Origin of the sequence: Enterobacter sp. 200527-13, from assembly GCF_027924865.1 — a bacterium.
In the GTDB taxonomy this organism is placed as follows: domain Bacteria; phylum Pseudomonadota; class Gammaproteobacteria; order Enterobacterales; family Enterobacteriaceae; genus Enterobacter; species Enterobacter ludwigii.
The window spans coordinates 137,367-155,732 of sequence record NZ_BSCM01000009.1 but is presented as its reverse complement, the minus strand read 5'-3'; the positions used below and the strand labels follow the sequence as shown (position 1 = coordinate 155,732).

The 18,366-nt window shown below is 52.6% G+C and carries 16 protein-coding genes; 1 reads left to right on the top strand and 15 read right to left on the bottom strand.

The window, feature by feature from the left end:
• Positions 1-182: 182 nt before the first annotated feature.
• From QMG44_RS21440 to QMG44_RS21410, 7 genes are all read right to left on the bottom strand, one after another.
• Complete coding sequence (locus QMG44_RS21440) at positions 183-941, bottom strand: amino acid ABC transporter ATP-binding protein (RefSeq protein WP_040018709.1); 759 nt, start codon at positions 939-941, stop codon at positions 183-185.
• 7 nt (positions 942-948) lie between these two features.
• Positions 949-2,052 (bottom strand): amino acid ABC transporter permease, encoded by a 1,104-nt coding sequence (locus QMG44_RS21435; protein WP_086532052.1) that lies wholly within the window; start codon positions 2,050-2,052, stop codon positions 949-951.
• A 9-nt stretch (positions 2,053-2,061) separates the two neighbouring features.
• On the bottom strand, positions 2,062-3,243 hold the full coding sequence (locus QMG44_RS21430; protein ID WP_014171878.1) for an amino acid ABC transporter permease: 1,182 nt from the start codon (positions 3,241-3,243) through the stop codon (positions 2,062-2,064).
• Between the two features lie 67 nt (positions 3,244-3,310).
• Entirely contained in the window at positions 3,311-4,336 is a 1,026-nt protein-coding gene (locus tag QMG44_RS21425) for an amino acid ABC transporter substrate-binding protein (RefSeq protein WP_014171877.1), read from the bottom strand.
• 487 nt (positions 4,337-4,823) lie between these two features.
• Positions 4,824-5,045, bottom strand: coding sequence for a lipoprotein (locus tag QMG44_RS21420; RefSeq protein WP_008502867.1), 222 nt, complete (start codon positions 5,043-5,045; stop codon positions 4,824-4,826).
• Between the two features lie 303 nt (positions 5,046-5,348).
• A complete protein-coding gene (locus tag QMG44_RS21415) occupies positions 5,349-8,462 on the bottom strand; it encodes an efflux RND transporter permease subunit (protein ID WP_086532053.1) in 3,114 nt (1,037 codons plus the stop codon).
• An 11-nt stretch (positions 8,463-8,473) separates the two neighbouring features.
• Complete coding sequence (locus QMG44_RS21410) at positions 8,474-9,613, bottom strand: efflux RND transporter periplasmic adaptor subunit (protein ID WP_025202897.1); 1,140 nt, start codon at positions 9,611-9,613, stop codon at positions 8,474-8,476.
• Positions 9,614-9,996: 383 nt separating this feature from the next.
• Here QMG44_RS21410 and envR point away from each other — a divergent pair, with 383 nt between their 5' ends.
• Positions 9,997-10,716 (top strand): acrEF/envCD operon transcriptional regulator, encoded by a 720-nt coding sequence (gene envR, locus QMG44_RS21405; RefSeq protein ID WP_073396289.1) that lies wholly within the window; start codon positions 9,997-9,999, stop codon positions 10,714-10,716.
• Here envR and QMG44_RS21400 read toward each other — a convergent pair.
• The 8 genes from QMG44_RS21400 to QMG44_RS21365 all read right to left on the bottom strand — a co-directional run bounded on the left by QMG44_RS21400 (position 10,620) and on the right by QMG44_RS21365 (position 18,268).
• Positions 10,620-12,713 carry a bifunctional diguanylate cyclase/phosphodiesterase gene (locus QMG44_RS21400; protein WP_020883497.1) on the bottom strand — a complete coding sequence of 698 codons (2,094 nt, stop codon included), beginning with the start codon at positions 12,711-12,713 and terminating at the stop codon, positions 10,620-10,622. The two genes, envR and QMG44_RS21400, sit on opposite strands and share 97 nt — an antisense overlap.
• Before the next feature lie 139 nt (positions 12,714-12,852).
• Positions 12,853-13,017, bottom strand: a complete 165-nt coding sequence (locus QMG44_RS21395; protein ID WP_020883498.1) for a DUF2556 family protein — start codon at positions 13,015-13,017, stop codon at positions 12,853-12,855.
• Positions 13,018-13,197: 180 nt separating this feature from the next.
• Entirely contained in the window at positions 13,198-13,494 is a 297-nt protein-coding gene (gene fis / locus QMG44_RS21390) for a DNA-binding transcriptional regulator Fis (RefSeq protein WP_000462905.1), read from the bottom strand.
• A 23-nt stretch (positions 13,495-13,517) separates the two neighbouring features.
• Positions 13,518-14,483 (bottom strand): tRNA dihydrouridine synthase DusB, encoded by a 966-nt coding sequence (dusB, locus tag QMG44_RS21385; protein WP_014171871.1) that lies wholly within the window; start codon positions 14,481-14,483, stop codon positions 13,518-13,520.
• A gap of 330 nt (positions 14,484-14,813) precedes the next feature.
• Complete coding sequence (locus tag QMG44_RS21380; RefSeq protein ID WP_063156911.1) at positions 14,814-15,554, bottom strand: carbonic anhydrase; 741 nt, start codon at positions 15,552-15,554, stop codon at positions 14,814-14,816.
• Positions 15,555-15,691: 137 nt separating this feature from the next.
• Positions 15,692-16,573, bottom strand: coding sequence for a 50S ribosomal protein L11 methyltransferase (prmA, locus tag QMG44_RS21375; protein WP_063156910.1), 882 nt, complete (start codon positions 16,571-16,573; stop codon positions 15,692-15,694).
• Between the two features lie 11 nt (positions 16,574-16,584).
• The gene (gene panF / locus QMG44_RS21370; RefSeq protein ID WP_086532054.1) at positions 16,585-18,036 is read right to left on the bottom strand and encodes a sodium/pantothenate symporter; all 1,452 of its coding nucleotides are present in this window, start codon (positions 18,034-18,036) and stop codon (positions 16,585-16,587) included.
• On the bottom strand, positions 18,026-18,268 hold the full coding sequence (locus QMG44_RS21365) for a YhdT family protein (protein WP_006178860.1): 243 nt from the start codon (positions 18,266-18,268) through the stop codon (positions 18,026-18,028). The genes panF and QMG44_RS21365 overlap by 11 nt, the downstream gene beginning before the upstream one ends.
• Between the last annotated feature and the right edge of the window lie 98 nt (positions 18,269-18,366).

Below are 18,366 nucleotides of genomic sequence, written 5' to 3'. Positions count from 1 at the left end.
TGCCGAACTCAGAAGTGAAACGCCGTAGCGCCGATGGTAGTGTGGGGTCTCCCCATGTGAGAGTAGGGAACTGCCAGACATCAAACAAGTGAAGAGGCCATCCGAAAGGATGGCCTTTTTGCGTTATGTTTCCCGGAAAAAGTCAGACCCGGTAAGCGAAGCGCCACCGGGCTAAGACACGCTTAATGGATCACTTGTGACAGGAAAGCCCGCGTACGTTCAGATTTAGGATGTGCGAAGAACTCATCCGGCGGTGCCTGCTCAACGATTTCCCCACGATCCATAAAGATCACCCGATCGGCCACGGTTCTGGCAAACCCCATTTCGTGCGTCACACACAGCATGGTCATCCCGGACTGCGCCAGTCCAATCATGGTATCCAGTACCTCTTTCACCATTTCCGGATCCAGGGCGGATGTCGGTTCATCAAACAGCATAATTTTTGGTTTCATACAGAGCGAACGGGCGATAGCCACGCGCTGCTGCTGACCGCCTGATATCTGGCCTGGAAATTTATTGGCGTGCTCTGCGATACGTACCCGTTCCAGGTAGTGCATCGCCAGTGCTTCAGCATCCTTTTTAGGCATCTTTCGTACCCAAATTGGCGCAAGCGTACAGTTCTGCAGAACGGTGAGATGGGGAAACAGGTTAAAGTGCTGAAACACCATTCCCACTTCCTGGCGCACCCGTTCGATGTTACGAATATCTTCATTCAGCTCGATGCCATCAACAACAATGCGCCCCTGCTGATGTTCTTCAAGGTGGTTAATACAGCGAATGGTCGTGGATTTTCCGGACCCGGAAGGGCCACAAAGAACGATCCGTTCTCCCTGCTTAACCTTGAGGTTAATGTCTTTCAAAACATGAAACTGCCCGTACCATTTATTCACGTTTTCCAGCGTAATCATCGCGTCGGCAGGTGTCATAGTAATCTGGCTCATAATTTCCTCAGTGCGGTGTACGCCCGGTGTTAAAGCGCTTTTCCAGATGCTGGCTATAGCGCGACATGCTAAAACAAAAGATCCAGTAGATCAGAGCAGCGAAGACATATCCCTCGGTGGACATACCCAGCCAGGCAGGGTCAACGGTCGCCTGTTGCACGCTGCTAAAGAGATCGAACAGCCCGATGATGATCACCAGGCTGGTATCTTTGAAGAGGGCAATGATGGTATTGACCAGGCCCGGGATAACCAGCTTGAGTGCTTGTGGCAATATCACCAGTCCCTGCGTTTTCCAGTAGCCAAGCGCCAGTGATTCCGCCGCTTCGTACTGACCTTTAGGCAGAGCCTGCAGGCCCCCACGCACCACTTCCGCAACGTAAGCGGACTGGAAAAGGATGACCCCGACCAGGGCACGGATCAGTTTGTCTATCGTTGTCCCTTCTGCCATAAACAGCGGCAACATGACCGAAGACATAAACAGAACGGTGATAAGCGGTACGCCACGCCAGAATTCAATGAAAATAACGGAAAGCACACGTACGACAGGCATTTTTGAGCGCCGCCCAAGCGCGAGCAAAATACCCCATGGCAGTGCGCCGGCTATCCCAACGGACGCGATAATCAGCGTCAGCGTTAACCCACCCCACTGACGTGTTTCAACACGTTCCAGCCCCAGGAAGCCGCCATACAACAGCCCCCAAACAATAATGGGATACACCACTGCCCAACAGGCAATATAACGGCCCCGATGAGGCAGTTTTTTCCAGAACATTACGGCGATGGAGAGCAGCCCGATGGCCAGTGCCAGATTAATCCGCCAGCGCTGTTCATGCGGATACAATCCATACATGAACTGGCCAAAGCGCTCATGGATAAACACCCAGCAGGCCCCTGCTTTTGTGCAGTCTGCGCGAGTGGATCCCGACCAGTTAGCCTGTAAAAAAGCCCAGTTCAGCAACGGTGGAATTAATTCCCACATAAGCCACAAACATACAATTGTCAGCAGGCTGTTACTCCAGCTGGAGAACAGATTCTTACGCGCCCAGAGAATTAAACGTCCGCCTGTCGAACTGGCAGGGCGCGAGGAGTGCGACAGTATCGCTTTTGTCATCATAGATCCTTAGCGCTCGACCAGTGCTATACGACGGTTATAGAGGTTCATCAGCAACGAAATCACCAGGCTGATGATCAGATAGACAGACATTGTGATGGCGATAGTTTCAATGGCTTGTCCGGTCTGGTTAAGCACGGTTCCGGCAAACAGCGACACCATATCGGGGTAGCCAATGGCGGCCGCCAGCGATGAGTTTTTGACAATATTGAGGTATTGACTGGTCAGCGGCGGAATGATGACCCGTAACGCTTGCGGAATAATGACCTGACGAAGCGTCACCGTATGGGGTAATCCCAGCGAGCGTGCCGCCTCGTGTTGTCCGTAAGGAACGGCCTGGATCCCCGCACGAATAATCTCGGCGATAAATGCAGAGGTATAAATCGAAAGCGCCAGCGTCAGTGCTGCCAGCTCAGGAATTAAAACCATTCCGCCCTGGAAGTTAAAGCCACGCAGCTGCGGAATATCCCAGTGAAGGGCGGCCCCAAACAGCCAGTGTGTCAGGAGTGGCAGACCAATGATAAGGATGGCGGCGGTTGGCCAGGTTTTACGAAGCTGCCCGGTTTTGAACTGATGCTTGCGGTTATAGCGGAACATGGCGGCTGAGAGAGCAAGCGCTATTACAAGGGCGGCAATGAAGGCATACAACCCTTCACCCGGCTGCGGAGAAGGAATATACAACCCGCGATTACTCAGGAAAAACAGATCAAGAGCGTCAATAGCTTGACGTGGCCCCGGCAGGTTGCGCAGCACGGCAAAATACCAGAAAAAAATCTGCAGCAGCGGCGGGATATTACGGAACGTCTCAATATAAAAAGTAGACAGTTTGCGCAGCAGCCAGTTTTCGGACAGACGTGCCAGACCAATAAAGAAGCCCAGTATGGAGGCAAAAACAATACAAAGTGCAGAGACCAGCAGCGTATTCAGTAAACCGACCACGAACACGCGTCCATACGTGTCGCCTTCCTGATAATCAATAAGGTGTTGAACAATGCCAAACCCCGCGCTGCGATCCAGAAAAGCAAAGCCGGAGGTAATACCGCGATTATTCAGGTTGGTTATAGTGTTATGGATGAGATACACGGCGATAAGAACAACCGCAATAATCGCAATAACCTGGAATAGCCAGGCGCGGACCGCGGGATGAGAAAAGGATAGCGATCCTTTTACGGCTGAGCGGCGATGGGACATAAAGAAACCTCGGTAACCATGACTCTGGGGCGGGCACTGCCTTAACAGTGCCCGTTACAACAATGTCTTAACGTACTGGTGGCGCGTACTGAATACCGCCGTTGTTCCAGAGATTGTTCTGGCCGCGTTTGATCTTCAGAGGGCTTTCCGATCCCACGTTGCGCTCAAAGATCTCAGCGTAGTTACCCACCTGTTTGATGATGTTGTAAGCCCACTTGTTATCCAGCTTCAGATCCTTCCCGAAATCGCCCTCTGTTCCCAGCAGATGAGCCATATCCGGCGTGGACGGTTTAGCGGCTTTCTCGTCGACGTTTTTCGAGTTGATGCCCATCTCTTCGGCATTCAGCATGGCAAACAGCGTCCAGCGAACAATGGAGAACCAGTCTTCATCGCCACGACGCACAACCGGTCCAAGAGGCTCCTTGGAGATCACTTCGGGCAGGACAATCCACTCCGCCGGGTTGCTCAGCTTAATACGCAAGGCGTACAGCTGTGACTGGTCAGAAGCCAGCGTGTCGCAACGACCGGATTCCAGCGCTTTGGCCGATTCATCGGAGCGATCGAATGTCACAGGGGTATATTTCATGTTATTTGCTTTGAAATAATCCGCGACGTTCAGCTCGGTATCGGTACCGGCCTGGATACAAACGGTCGCGCCATCCAGCTCTTTGGCGCTTTTCAGGCCCGCTTTATTGTGGGTCAGGAAACCGATACCGTCATAATAGGTCACGCCAGTAAATGCCATTCCCATGCCTGCATCACGGGAGGAGGTCCAGGTGGTATTACGGGAAAGCATGTCAACTTCGCCAGACTGTAATGCAGTAAAACGTTCTTTCGCCGTCAGCGGGGTATATTTTACTTTACTGTCGTCACCGAAAACGGCGGCGGCGACACCGCGGCAGACATCGACATCAATACCGGTAAATTTGCCGTTTGCATCGGCATAAGAGAAGCCAGGTAAACCGTCACTGATCCCACATTGAACAAACCCTTTCTTTTTAACGGCATCCAGTGTCGTACCCGCATGGGCCTGACCGGCTACAGCAAACAACATGCCCGCGGCGGCCAGGCTGGCTATCATCGTCTTTTTCATAATGCATCCTGTGTGGCGAAATTTATCGTTATAGAGGCGTTTTAAACGCTTTACCTGTCTGTGGCTTTGGCCAACGTTTATAAAGCAAACGTAATGCCAGGTTTTGCGCTCAACAAAATAGGTGACCAGTGAGCGCATAATGCTGAGTGTAGACAGGGTTAAATAAAGATAGCGCCCCGAAACGGTGCGAAATTACAACCTGTGCCACAAATCGGAGCAAAACTTTCAGCGGCTATACCTTAAAAAGAAGAGATAGTTTCTGGGGTGAATATTGGCAGGGTATTAAATGTAATTAATATGTGAAAATCATCACGATAGAATATGTAATTTAACGCTGTGCATTAAAAATATGTGACTGTCCGCAGGATGAAATAAACAAGGTGGGTAAAGACAGGGCTATTTTTTTACTTATCTGGAAACGCTGCACTCTTTAAAAGCAAAAGCGCGGACAGAGCCGCGCTTTCTACACACATGATACGTTCTGATGTTACTTCGTCAGAGCAACGATACCCAGCGTCAAACCTGCCACTGCGGCAGCACCACCGGCGATAGCACCTGCTGTTTCCCAGTTGTCCTGAGTGGTGCCTTTCATACAGGTATTGGTATGAACCAGTCGGCCTTGATCGTCGTATACCGGTACACATGGAGAGTCGTGCGCGCATCCAGCAAGCAGCGCAGCGAGTAGTGCAACGGAAATGAATCTTTTCATGATGTTACCTCAGTATTATTTCTCATTCGCTATACAGCCAGGAGGGCTATTAACGAACTGGAGACTATTTTACCACCGGGATAAGGCAACGTTGCACGGGGAATAATCTCAAATTATGTTGTTTGTAAAAATCGTGGAGAAAAGTCGCTGTCAGGATGAATTAATGGAGAAAATATGAAGACGTAACGCGGCGTTTTTACTTAATGCAAATGGTTAACTATTAATGCTGTGATTATGACATATCTAATTCATTGTTTATGCTAAAAATAAAAAAGGCACCTGAGGTGCCTTTTTTGAGAAACATTACTCTTTATGTTTCGTAAACCGGCGCCGGACAACCACAAAGAAGACGGGCACGAAGAAAATGGCCAGAAGCGTTGCGGAAAGCATCCCTCCCATAACGCCTGTCCCGACAGCATTTTGCGCGCCGCTCCCGGCTCCTCTGCTGATGACCAGCGGCATCACGCCAAGGATAAAGGCCAGCGACGTCATCAGGATCGGTCGAAGACGCATTCTGGATGCTTCCAGTGTGGCTTCAATGATCCCTTTACCTTCTTTATCCATCAGATCCTTAGCAAACTCGACGATCAGGATGGCGTTTTTCGCCGACAGACCAATCGTTGTCAGCAGGCCGACCTGGAAATAGACATCATTGTTTAACCCGCGAATCGATGCGGCGAGAAGCGCGCCCGTGACACCCAGCGGCACAACCAGCATGACCGAGAAGGGAATAGACCAGCTTTCATAAAGCGCAGCCAGGCACAGGAACACCACAATCAGTGAAATGGCGTACAGGGCAGGTGCCTGGTTACCAGACAGTCGTTCCTGATAAGACATTCCCGTCCAGTCATGGCCGATACCGGAAGGCAGTTTTGCGGCGAGGTTCTCCATCAAGGCCATCGCCTCACCGGTACTTTTACCCGGCGCGGACTCACCGAGGATCTCCATCGAAGGCATTCCGTTGTAGCGCTCCAGGCGAGGCGAGCCATACACCCAGTGCGAGCTGCTAAAGGAGGAGAACGGCACCATTTCACCATTCGCGCTGCGCACGTAGAGGTTGTTTATGTCCCCTGGCAACATACGGAAGTGCGCGTCGGCCTGGACGTACACTTTTTTCACGCGTCCATGATCGATAAAGTCGTTCACATAGGTTCCCCCCAATGCCGTCGAGATCGTCTGGTTGACGTCAGAGAGGCTGACGCCCAGCGCCTGTGCCTTCTCCTGGTCGACATCCAGTTTGAACTGTGGGGTATCTTCCAGACCGTTAGGACGAACGCGAACCAGCAGATCGGGGTGCGCTTTCACCATGCCGAGCAGCTGATTACGCGCCTGAGTCAGTTGGGTATGCCCCAGGTTAGCTTGATCAATCAACTCAAAGTCAAAGCCCGTTGCGGTACCCAGCTCGATAATCGCAGGCAGGTTAAACGGGAACACGAGGCCATCTTTAATCTGACTGAAGGCCTTTGTCGCACGCCTTACGATCGCCTCAACGCTATTTTCTGCTCCGGGACGTGCTTCCCAGGGCTTCAGGCTAACGAATGCAATACCGGAGTTCTGACCCTGACCACTAAAGCTAAAGCCGTTCACGGTAAACACCGATTCAACGTTAGCCTTCTCGTTGTTGAGATAATAATTTTGAACCTGGTCAAGCACCTGCTGGGTACGCATCTGGGTGGCTCCGGCGGGGAGCTGGACCATAGTCATAAATACCCCCTGATCCTCTTCGGGCAGGAAGGAGGTGGGTAAGCGCAGGAACAGTACAGCCATACCACCGACGATGATGACGTATACCACCAGATAGCGCCCGGTCTTACGCAAAATGCCGCTTACGCTGTTGCTGTAATGCTCCACGCTCCGGTCAAAGAGCGCATTAAACCAGCCGAAGAAGCCACCTTTCTTTTCGTGGTGATCGCTGGAAACGGGCTTAAGCAAGGTGGCGCACAGTGCCGGTGTCAGAATCAGAGCGACCAGCACCGACAGCGCCATAGCCGAGACAATGGTCAGCGAGAACTGACGATAGATGGCTCCCGTTGAACCGCCAAAAAAGGCCATGGGGATAAAGACCGCTGAAAGCACCATGGCGATACCCACCAGTGCGCCCTGTATCTGCCCCATCGACTTCTGTGTCGCCTCTTTTGGCGGCAGCTTGTCCTCAACCATGACGCGTTCGACGTTCTCAACCACCACGATGGCGTCATCAACCAGCAGGCCAATCGCCAGCACCATACCGAACATGGTCAGGGTGTTGATGGAGAAACCGAACGCCGCCAGGATCGCAAACGTACCCAACAGCACGACCGGCACCGCAATTGTCGGGATAAGCGTCGCCCGCAGGTTTTGCAGGAAAAGATACATCACCAGGAAGACGAGAATGATCGCTTCGAACAGCGTTTTCACCACTTCGTGGATAGAGATCTTCACAAAAGGCGTGGTGTCATAGGGGTAGACTACCTTCAGCCCCTGCGGGAAGAACTGCTGGAGCTGGGCCAGTTTGCTCTTGATGGCGGCGGCCGTGTCCAGTGCGTTTGCACCGGTAGCCAGCTTAATCCCCAGGCCGGTTGCCGCTTGCCCGTTGATTTTGGTGACCATATTGTAGTTTTCGCCACCCAGCTCGATGCGGGCCACATCTTTCAGATGAACCATGGAGCCGTCCTGGTTCACCTTGAGCGTCACGCGGCCAAACTCTTCCGGAGATTTCAGACGCGTTTGTGCAATGATCGAGGCGTTCAACTGCTGCCCCGGTACTGACGGCGTTCCGCCTAACTGGCCGGCCGCTATCTGGTCGTTCTGCGTTTTCAGCTGATTAATCACATCCAGTGGCGTCAGCTGGTATTTGTTCATCGCGTTGCTGTTGAGCCAGATGCGCATCGCATACTGGGCACCAAACAGCTGCACATCACCAACTCCCGTGGTGCGGCTAATGGCATCTTTCACGTTAGATGCGACATAGTCAGAGATGTCATCCTGCGTGAGGTCTTTGTTATCGGAAACAAAGCCTGCGACCAGCAGGAAGCTGCTGCTGGACTTCTCAACACCGATCCCTTGCTGCTGGACCTCTTGGGGGAGCAGAGGCATGGCGAGCTGCAGTTTGTTCTGCACCTGTACCTGCGCAATGTCCGGGTCTGTTCCAGACTGGAAGGTCAGCGTGATGGTGACATTACCTGCGGAATCGCTGGTGGATGACATATACATCAGGTTATCGATACCGTTCATGTTCTGTTCGATAACCTGCGTTACGGTATCCTGCACCGTTTGCGCATCAGCACCCGGATACGTTGCGGTGATAGCCACGGCGGGAGGGGCAATGGTCGGATACTGCGCGATGGGCAGTTTGAGAATAGCCAGCCCGCCTGCAATCATCAAAATGATGGCAAGCACCCAGGCGAAAACCGGCCGTTGGATAAAGAAATTAGCCATGTCGTCGTCCCTTAACCGGCTGGAGTCGTGGTGGTATCAGGCGTCGCGACGACGGTAGCGCCCGGTCTGACTTTTTGTAAGCCGCTGACAATGACGCGGTCGCCATTTTTCAGCCCTTCCGTCACCAGCCAGCGATCGCCAATCGCCTGAGGGGCAACGACGGTACGTGACTCAACCTGGTTTTTATCGTTAACCACCAGAACGGATGCATCACCGCGCGGCGTGCGGGTCACGCCTTGTTGTGGGACCAGAATCGCATCAGGCTGTGTGCCTTCATCAATGCGGGCCCGGACAAACATGCCAGGCAACAGCAGGTGCTGTGGGTTTGGGAAAATCGCGCGCAAGGTGATAGAGCCGGTACTTTCGTCGACCGTGACATCCGAGAACTGCAGCGTACCTTTCAACGGGTAGGGCTGACCATTCTCCATCACCAGCTCAACGGTGCTGGTGGCCTCTCCTTTTTGCAGGCTCGTCTGCTTCAGACGCATAAAATCACTGCTGGACTGGGTGACGTCGACATACATCGGATCAAGCTGCTGAACCGTTGCCAGGGCTGCGGCTTGCCCGTTCGTCACCAGTGCGCCTTCGGTGACGCTGGATTTACCGATGCGACCCTCGACGGGAGACGTCACTTTGGTATAGGCAAGATTAATGCGCGCGCTTTCAACGCCTGCCTGTGCGGCAACGACGCTGGCATCTGCTTGCTGCGCTGTCGCCACGGCCTGGTCGTATTCCTGCTTGCTGACATACTGCGTGCCAACCAGCGTGAGATAGCGTTTTACCGTCAGGTGCGCAATGTTAGCCGCCGCCTGGGCCTTCGCGAGTTCACCTTTCGCGTTGTCATACGCGGCCTGATAGGTGGCAGGATCGATCTGATAAAGTGACTCGCCGGCTTTTACATCACTTCCCTCTGTGAAGTTACGACGCAATATGATGCCGCTCACCTGAGGACGAACCTCCGCAACGCGAAAGGCATCTGTTCTGCCCGGGAGTTCGGTGGTGACAGCCAGAGGGGCGCTTTTCACAATATGCACGCTGACCTGAGGTGCCTGCGGATGCGGTGGTTGGTTTTCCTGACCATCGCATCCAGTGAGCAGTACCGCGCAGACAATAAAACCGGATAAGGGCAAACGTCTGAAATAATTCGTCATTACTGTTCCTTTAAATACCCATGAACCGATATTTGCCGTGAATCGGTAGCAGGGCAGAGGGATAAAAATAAAATGTAGGGCGTATAATAATGAGGGTAATTAATGTTTTTTAATTTATAAGTGCGAATGAACAGGCCTTAAGGCAAAAATCAGAATCAAACCTGGTGTTAGCGAGGATATACTTCTGGCTGGTTAATCAGATAAATGGCATTTAACGTGGTTCAATTATTCATCTCATGAATTTAATTATATCTATGCATTTGTCTTAATTATTAATTAAGCGATTTGACTTTTTTTGTGCAAAATTAAAACGCAAAGTAGTGAATACTTTCGTGTACCTGAACCGTGTAAATATAAACTTTGTGAGTAACGAGTAGTCGTCTATGGCGCGTAAAAAGAAAGAAGAGGCTCAACAAACCCGTCAGCAGCTGATTGAAGCGGCTATCGGGCAGTTTGCGACGCGGGGCGTGGCGAACACGACGCTGACGGATATCGCGGATGCAGCAAATGTTACACGGGGTGCCATCTATTGGCATTTTACCAGTAAAACAGAAATATTTAATGCCATCTGGGAACAGCAATTACCGTTTCGTGACATCATTCGTGACAGACTTTCTCTTTCTGCAGGCAGCGATCCCTTGTTAATGCTTCGTGAGCAATTTATTGCTGCGTTGCAATATATTGCACATGAGCCTCGGCAATGCGCTCTTTTGCAAATTTTGTATCATAAGTGTGAATTTAATAGCGATATGATTTCAGAGTGTGAAATCAGAAAACGTATTGGTTTTAATTATGAGTCTTTACGTGCCACGTTGCAGGACTGTATTTCGCGGAACCTCATTTCGTCACAGGTAAATGTTGATCTAACCCTGATTGTTTTCCACGGTTTTTTCAGCGGAATCATTAAAAACTGGTTAATGAATAACAGCAGCTTTAATCTTTATCAGCAGGCTCCTGCGCTGGTTGATAGCATTCTGGCGACACTCCCTGTCGTGCGGGTGTCGCCTCATGAGGATGATTTTAGCTCAGCGCCAGGTAACATTTCCCCTTGCGCGCAGAGCGTTTCGATGGTCTGCGCACTGACCGGCTTGCCCAACAGATAGCCCTGAAGCGTGTTGCAGCCCAGCGCCGTCAAAAAGGTTTGCTGTGCTTCGGTTTCCACCCCTTCCGCCACGACTTTCAGATTTAGCGTTTTTGCCAGGGCCACAATCGCTGAGACAATGGTGGCGTCTTCGCTTTCACCGCTTAACTCTTTCACGAACGCTCTGTCAATTTTCAACTCACAGGCCGGCAGGCGCTTGAGATAAAGCAGGCTGGAATAGCCTGTACCAAAATCATCAATGGACGCTTTCACGCCCGCGTCCGTCAGCTCTGTCAGCACGCGCACACTCTCATCCGGGTTGCTCATCGCCGTGGTTTCCGTCACTTCAAGGATCAGCATCTCCGGCGGTACGTTGTGACGCGTCAGGCAGTCGAGCACCGTTTTAACCAGTGAAGGTTGCTCAAACTGCAGTGTCGACAGATTCACCGCCATCGACCAGTTTTGATGCCCCTGAAGGTGCCACTCCCGCAACTGACGGCAGGCCTCATTAAGCACCCAGTTACCAATCGGGATGATCAGCCCCGTTTTTTCCGCCAGCGGCAGGAACAGGTCTGGCGTCAGTAATCCCTGTTTCGGGTGTTGCCAGCGCAATAGCGCCTCGAACCCAAGGACAGGACCCGCCGGTGCGTGGAATTTTGGCTGATAAAGCAGGCGCAGTTCATTACGATCGATAGCCAGCCACAGATCGTTCATCAACTGGAGATGGGTCTGCGCCAGGGTGTTCATGGAGGGCTGGAAAAAGTGATAACCGTTTCGGCCCATGTGCTTCGTGTGGTACATCGCCGCATCGGCGTTAAACATCAGCTCGCGCTCGGTTTTACCGTCGTGGGGATAGAGCGCGATACCAATGCTAAGGGTTACCACCAGTTCATAGGGATCCAGATTGAATGGGCTATCGATAGCGCGAACCAGCGAGTTGGCCAGCGAGGCCGCATCATCCGGACCTTCTCCTTCTGCCAGCAGAACAAACTCATCACCACCGATACGGGCAAGGGTGAACTGACCCTTCAGGGGCGTGAGCAGGCGCTGCGTCACGGCGACAAGCAGTCTGTCACCGACATCATGGCCGTACGCATCGTTGATGGTTTTAAACCCGTCGAGATCCATGAACATCAGTGCAAAATGGGTGCCTTCACGGTCAGCTTTGCTGATGGCCTGATCGAGTCGGTCCTCCAGCAAAACACGGTTCGGCAGACGCGTCAGCGTATCCTGCAAAGCCAGTTGAGCGAGTTCGCGGTTCGCTTCTGCAAGTGATGAGGCCAGAAGAGAGGTTCGTGCCTGAAGGCGGGCATCCAGCATCGAGACCAGCAGCGTGATCCCCAGTATGGCGAGTGCGACGACGCTGACCAGTACTGCCAGCCAGCTGCCGTTAATACCTTCATGATGTGTCATGGTCGACATTGGGAACTGAGCGGCTTTCATCCCGGCATAGTGCATACCGGCAATGGCGATCCCCATCGTAACGGCGGCGGCAAGACGCATCAGAGACACCTGAGACGCTTCATGCCGCAAGCGGAACGTCAGCCATAATGCGGCGAGCGAAGCCGCAAGCGCAATGACAACCGAAATGGCCACCCATGTTTTGTCCCAGATAATACCGGGAGAGACTTCCAGCGCCGCCATGCCGGTGTAATGCATCGCCACAATGCCGCAGCCCATCACTAACGCACCGGGCAGCAGACGGCGCAAACGTAACTGCTCACAGCTTACGAGCCACAGCGCAAACAGTGACGAGCCCACGGCGATAACCATGGATAGCACCGTCAGGGTCGCGTTGTAGCGCATGCTCATGGAGAGGTCCATCGCCAGCATGCCGATAAAATGCATGGCCCACACGCCAATCCCCATGGCAATACCGCCGCCGGCCAGCCAGACGCGCGCAGCCACGCCCTGACTCCCGGCAACACGAGCAGCCATATTCAGCGCGGTATAGGCAGCAAGGATAGCAACAACAAAGGAGAGGACGACGAGGATATGGTTGTATTGGCTAACCAGCATGATCGGTTCTACTCGAGTGTGAGGTTACGCAGGTGCGGTTGAGAAGGGCGAGACATTATCATCGTAAGGTAACGGCTCAAAGGGATTTAAATCCCCGTTTTTAGTGGGTCATAATAGTGAGTTTAGCGACGTCAGGCGGTTAGTCGAGTTCTGAGCAGTTCACTAATTTTAGCGGATTTACGGAATTCATATTGCGACACTTATCGGCTTCAGTGCTCATCAGTTCAATCCACTGCATCAGGAGCGCGTCGAAGAGGAAAACCGAGACAGCAAATACAACCAGCCACCAGTATTTACGAATCATACGTATCGTTCCGGGTGAAGAGGTTCAGTGAGGTGGTGGAAATATACACGAAAAGTTGCGGTTTAAAAGGGGGATAAACGAAGGTTTACACAGCCTTGACGGTGACAGGCACGGGCAATAAAAAAGGCGCATCCCCATGCCAGGTAGCGCCTTTTTAAACAAGCATTTCGCTAACCGAAATTAGTTCATGCCGTATTTTTTCAGTTTCTTACGCAGTGTACCACGGTTGATACCCATCATCAGGGCAGCGCGGGTTTGGTTACCGCGGGTGTATTGCATCACCATGTCCAACAGTGGCTGTTCAACTTCAGCCAGTACCAGCTCATACAGGTCATTAACATCCTGACCGTTCAGTTGAGCAAAATAGTTCTTCAGTGCCTGTTTAACCGAGTCACGCAGGGGCTTTTGAGTTACCTGATCCTGAGAGTTAACGGTAGAAACGGTCAGTACGTCAGAATTTACGCGTTGTTCGAACATAGTTCTGTCAGCTCTTTATTTCATTACGCAAGATTTTCGAAGTATGCCTCCAACGCCTCCAGCTGTACGCTGGCATCCTCTATGGCGTTGAATGTGCGCCGAAACTGGTCATTTGGAGCGTGCTCCTGGAGATACCAGGATACGTGTTTACGCGCAATTCGGTACCCTTTTGCCTGACCATAAAAGTCATGCAATTCCCGAACATGCGAACAAAGCAAGCGCTTTACCTCTGCCAGTGGCAGTGGGGCAAGCAACTCCCCAGTGTCCAGATAATGCTGGATTTCCCGAAAGATCCAGGGTCTTCCCTGAGCGGCACGTCCTATCATCAGAGCATCAGCTCCCGTATAGTCGAGCACAGCTCTGGCTTTAAGCGGGTCAGTAATGTCACCATTCGCGATAACCGGAATGGAAACTTTCTGCTTAACTGCCCGAATGCTGTCGTATTCAGCTTCACCATTGAACAAACAGGCGCGAGTGCGTCCATGGATGGTCAGGGCCTGAATGCCACAGTCTTCGGCCAGTTGGGCAATCTCTACACAGTTACGGTGTTCCGGCGACCAACCCGTGCGAATCTTCAACGTAACAGGAACGTCCACTGCGCTGACAACCGCGGTCAGGATAGACTTCACCTGGTCGGGGTATTGCAGAAGGGCTGAACCTGCAAGCTTGCGATTCACTTTCTTGGCCGGGCAACCCATATTGATATCAATAATCTGGGCGCCACTTTCCACGTTAATCCGCGCGGCATCTGCCATCTCTTCAGGCACGCTTCCGGCAATTTGCACGGTGCGAATACCTGGTTCATCAACGTGCACCATCCGAAGGCGGGACTTATCGCTTTCCCACACTTGTGGGTTAGACGACATCATCTCGGAAACGGTTAAACCTGCCCCCATCTCATAGCACAGCGTCCTGAACGGCCGGTCGGTAATACCTGCCATTGGGGCTGCGATCAGGCGATTTCTGAGCTGGTAGTGTCCGATGCGCATGAGTTAAGAAATGACCATACTGTGACTGCAAGGCGGCGTATATTACGCATTTTTTGCACGAGATGAAAGGCCAAACTTTGAACAATCCACTGTTGTAGATCAAGGAATCGCCGCTCTGTCCTTCAGGTGAAAATTATAAATCTGTTAAATCATAAGGTTATGACGTAATGATTATTTTATAGCCGCTTACAATTTCCCGTAACTTCTCATCATTTCTGAATAAATGCATCACTTGAGCGGGATAATCTGCTGTTTTTAGCAGCAGATTATCCCGCTTGTTTGCGATCTGAGTCGCATTTTAGAACATGATCTGCATGCGAAAAATGCGCATTATTCGACGACTACGCGACCATGAAGGGGTTGTACCGGGCGGTTATTTTCGTGGTGCATCGTGTGGGAGAATTTCTCAAGCTGCTCTGCAGAGACGGTCAGCGGGTGCTTCAGTACAATCCAGGTTACCCCCTCTGAGCACGGCGGCGTGGTCAGCGAGCCGCTAAAGCGCCAGTATGTTTTATCTTTTGGAATCAGCTTGTTTAGATTGAGATCCTGCTTAATGGAGACGTTCTGTTCGGCCTGCTCAGGCATGACGCTCCACAGCTTATCCAGCTCCGGGTTCGTGGCCCCTTTATCGAACATGACCGCCACCACCGCCAGCTCTCCGGCCGCGTTTTTGTGCACCAGATGCATTTCCATCGCAAATTTCTTGCCATGCACGGTGTTTTCGCTCGGCGCGTGGAAATGGAACTGTTGCAGGGTCCAGGTTTGCTTATCGAGGGTAAGGGTATCGCGGGTTTCCGGCTTTTCACTTGCCTGAATGGTGTGGCCGTTGTTCGTCAGCGTCACAGGGCCATCAATGTAATGTGTTTGCAGCGGGGAGAGGTGCGCGTTCGCGGTGGATTCAATGTTGATGGGGGACTGATTCATCCCGCTTTGACAGGTTTTGTAAGCCTCGTCCAGTTCGCCCCAGTGTTCCGGTGCGCCTTCGCCTTCGTAGCTCCAGTGTGATGCACAGGCTGAAGCCGAGATAATGCTCAGCGCAAAGAGCGCTGCCTTGCCAGTAAAGTGGGTCATAGTATTCTTCCGGTGAATTATTGTGGTTCAAACCATTTTTATCAATATGATTTGTGTGGGTATTTTACCGGAGAAGGGCACGGGAAGAGAGGATTATCGGAGGAAGAGAGGCGTGGTCAGATGACCACGCCAATGGCTTACTTTTTACAGCCCGTAATACGACACCACTCTTCTTTTTCGACCACCGGGTCGAGGGCGAAAAGATCGGCGTAGGCTTCGCAAACGCTGTCAGCCTGGCTTGCCAGGATCCCGGAAAGCCCCAGCAGACCGCCGTCAACGGGCAGTACGCTGATTAACGGGGCCAGTTCGCGTAATGGGCCGGCCAGAATGTTCGCCACCACCACATCGGCTTTCATGGCTTCTGGCTGCGCATCCGGCAGATACAGTTCAAGGCGGTCAGAAACGCCGTTGCGTTCAGCGTTATCACGGCTGGCCTGAATAGCCTGTGGATCGATATCGATCCCAATGGCTTTGGCCGCGCCCAGTTTCAGCGCCGCGATAGCGAGGATCCCGGATCCGCATCCGAAGTCGATCACCGTCTTGCCGTCCAGATCCAGACTGTCCAGCCACTGCAGGCACAGAGAAGTCGTCGGGTGAGTACCGGTCCCAAATGCCAGGCCCGGATCCAGCATCACGTTTACCGCGTTTTCATCCGGAACGTCACGCCAGCTCGGGCAGATCCACAGACGTTTACCGAACTGCATCGGGTGGAAGTTATCCATCCACTCACGTTCCCAGTCTTTGTCTTCCAGCTGTTCGATTTTGTGTGCAAAACCCGCACCCAGCAGCGGATGATTTTCCAGGATCGCGACAACCTCTTTCATGTCAGTTTCTGCATCAAACAGGCCAATAACGTCGGTATCACCCCACAGGCGGGTTTCGCCCGGCAGTGGCTCAAACACCGGCGTGTCATGCGTGTCCTGGAAGGTGATGGAGACCGAACCGGCTTCCATCAGCGCATCGCTTAGCTCTTCGGCGTTAGCGCCGGTTGTATTCAGTTTTAGTTGGATCCACGGCATGGCAAAACTCTTTATTTATCAGTAGAAATCGTAGCGGGCTGTGGGACAGGCTGACCGAAACGGTTCCCGACCACAAACGCCAGTAAACTTAACAGTAACGAAGGCACAATAGGATGGAAGCCCAGGTACTGAATTTTAAATGTAGCTAGCACGGCATACAGCACACCGCCGACAATCATGCCGCTCAGGGCACCGGCAGCGTTGGCGCGCTCCCAGTAGAGGCCCAATACCAGCGGCCACAGGAAGACGGCTTCAAGGCCGCCAAACGCCAGCAGGTTCAGCCAGATAATCATCTCCGGCGGACGCCATGCGGCTAACAGCAGCAGCGCGCCTAAAACGAGCGTAATCACCGCCGACATACGCTTCAGGCGTCGTTCATTTTGAACCTGCTCAGGACGCAGGTTCAGATAGAGATCTTTAATGATCGTAGCGGAACTCTGCAGTAGCTGGGCGTTAATGGTCGACATTATGGCGGCCATTGGCGCGGCGAGGAATATCCCCGCGGCAAAAGGCGGAAGCACTTTGACCATCAGGGTCGGGATCACCAAATCGGGTACCGTAAGGTCGGGGATCACCGCACGTCCTAACGCACCCGCCAGATGCATGCCGAACATCAGGATTGCAACAACGACCGTCCCGATAATAATACCCCGGTGAACGGCTTTGCTGTCTTTATACGAGATACAACGCACGGCGGTATGCGGCAGGCCAATAACACCAAAGCACACCAGCACCCAGAACGACGTCATAAATGTTGGCGAAAGGATATCATCCGCACCCTGTGGGGAAATCAGTTTCGGGTCAATCGCTTCCAGAGTTTCAACGGCATGGCTCAGACCACCTGCGGCGCGAACAATTCCCACCAGCAGAACGATTGTGCCGACGAGCATCACCATCCCCTGCAGCGTATCGTTCAGCACGCTGGCGCGAAATCCGCCAAACGCGGTATACAGCGCAATGCTCACCCCAAAGATGATAAGGCCCGTCTCATAGGGGATCCCTGCAGCGGTTTCCAGCAGACGTGCCCCGCCGATGAACTGCACCGTCATTGCACCAATAAACGCGACCAGCAGGCTTAAGCTTGCCAGCCACACCAGCAGACGGCTCTGGTAGCGCGCAAACAGCATATCGTTGAGCGTCACGGCGTTATAACGGCGTGCCAGAATGGCAAACTTTTTACCCAGTATACCCAGCGAGAGCCAGACGGCAGGCAGTTGAATCATTGCCAGCAGCACCCAGCCTAACCCGTATTTATAGGCTGCACCGGGGCCACCGATAAACGAGCTGGCGCTAATATAGGTGGCGGTAAGCGTCATGGCCAGCACGACACCGCCCATCGAGCGACTGCCGAGGAAATACTCATTCAGGAAGGTGCCGGTCGTTCTCTTACGCATTGCATAAACGGACAAACCAAACACGACCACCAGGTACGCGACCAGCGGCAGAATGACTTCAAGCTGCATCATCATCCTCCAGCGGGATATCCCGGTAGATAAATTTCACCATTGCCCAGCACAGCAGGATAAAGACCAGCGGCACCAGCAGGCAGGCCATTTCGAACCAGTGAGGCAGGCCGGTAATGCCAATAGCCGAGTCAGGTAAGTAAGCGGTCACCAACCATGCGGCAAGATAGAGAAGGGTCAGCCACAGCGCCCATCGCGCTTCTTTATGGGCCTGAACAAAACGCTTGTCCATTTTTTGTCCCTTGTGGATGAATAAAGCGGGGATTGTACATGATGGGGCTTTCCGATCCCCAGAAATAAAAAAAGGCCGGATTATCCGGCCTTTTTGGC

What these genes read in the sequence shown, in the direction of transcription:
- QMG44_RS21440 (WP_040018709.1), bottom strand. Translation starts at nt 941, where the DNA reads ATGAGCCAGATTACTATGACACCTGCCGACGCGATGATTACGCTGGAA.
- QMG44_RS21435 (WP_086532052.1), bottom strand. Translation starts at nt 2,052, where the DNA reads ATGACAAAAGCGATACTGTCGCACTCCTCGCGCCCTGCCAGTTCGACA.
- QMG44_RS21430 (WP_014171878.1), bottom strand. Translation starts at nt 3,243, where the DNA reads ATGTCCCATCGCCGCTCAGCCGTAAAAGGATCGCTATCCTTTTCTCAT.
- QMG44_RS21425 (WP_014171877.1), bottom strand. Translation starts at nt 4,336, where the DNA reads ATGAAAAAGACGATGATAGCCAGCCTGGCCGCCGCGGGCATGTTGTTT.
- QMG44_RS21420 (WP_008502867.1), bottom strand. Translation starts at nt 5,045, where the DNA reads ATGAAAAGATTCATTTCCGTTGCACTACTCGCTGCGCTGCTTGCTGGA.
- QMG44_RS21415 (WP_086532053.1), bottom strand. Translation starts at nt 8,462, where the DNA reads ATGGCTAATTTCTTTATCCAACGGCCGGTTTTCGCCTGGGTGCTTGCC.
- QMG44_RS21410 (WP_025202897.1), bottom strand. Translation starts at nt 9,613, where the DNA reads ATGACGAATTATTTCAGACGTTTGCCCTTATCCGGTTTTATTGTCTGC.
- envR (WP_073396289.1), top strand. Translation starts at nt 9,997, where the DNA reads ATGGCGCGTAAAAAGAAAGAAGAGGCTCAACAAACCCGTCAGCAGCTG.
- QMG44_RS21400 (WP_020883497.1), bottom strand. Translation starts at nt 12,713, where the DNA reads ATGCTGGTTAGCCAATACAACCATATCCTCGTCGTCCTCTCCTTTGTT.
- QMG44_RS21395 (WP_020883498.1), bottom strand. Translation starts at nt 13,017, where the DNA reads ATGATTCGTAAATACTGGTGGCTGGTTGTATTTGCTGTCTCGGTTTTC.
- fis (WP_000462905.1), bottom strand. Translation starts at nt 13,494, where the DNA reads ATGTTCGAACAACGCGTAAATTCTGACGTACTGACCGTTTCTACCGTT.
- dusB (WP_014171871.1), bottom strand. Translation starts at nt 14,483, where the DNA reads ATGCGCATCGGACACTACCAGCTCAGAAATCGCCTGATCGCAGCCCCA.
- QMG44_RS21380 (WP_063156911.1), bottom strand. Translation starts at nt 15,554, where the DNA reads ATGACCCACTTTACTGGCAAGGCAGCGCTCTTTGCGCTGAGCATTATC.
- prmA (WP_063156910.1), bottom strand. Translation starts at nt 16,573, where the DNA reads ATGCCGTGGATCCAACTAAAACTGAATACAACCGGCGCTAACGCCGAA.
- panF (WP_086532054.1), bottom strand. Translation starts at nt 18,036, where the DNA reads ATGCAGCTTGAAGTCATTCTGCCGCTGGTCGCGTACCTGGTGGTCGTG.
- QMG44_RS21365 (WP_006178860.1), bottom strand. Translation starts at nt 18,268, where the DNA reads ATGGACAAGCGTTTTGTTCAGGCCCATAAAGAAGCGCGATGGGCGCTG.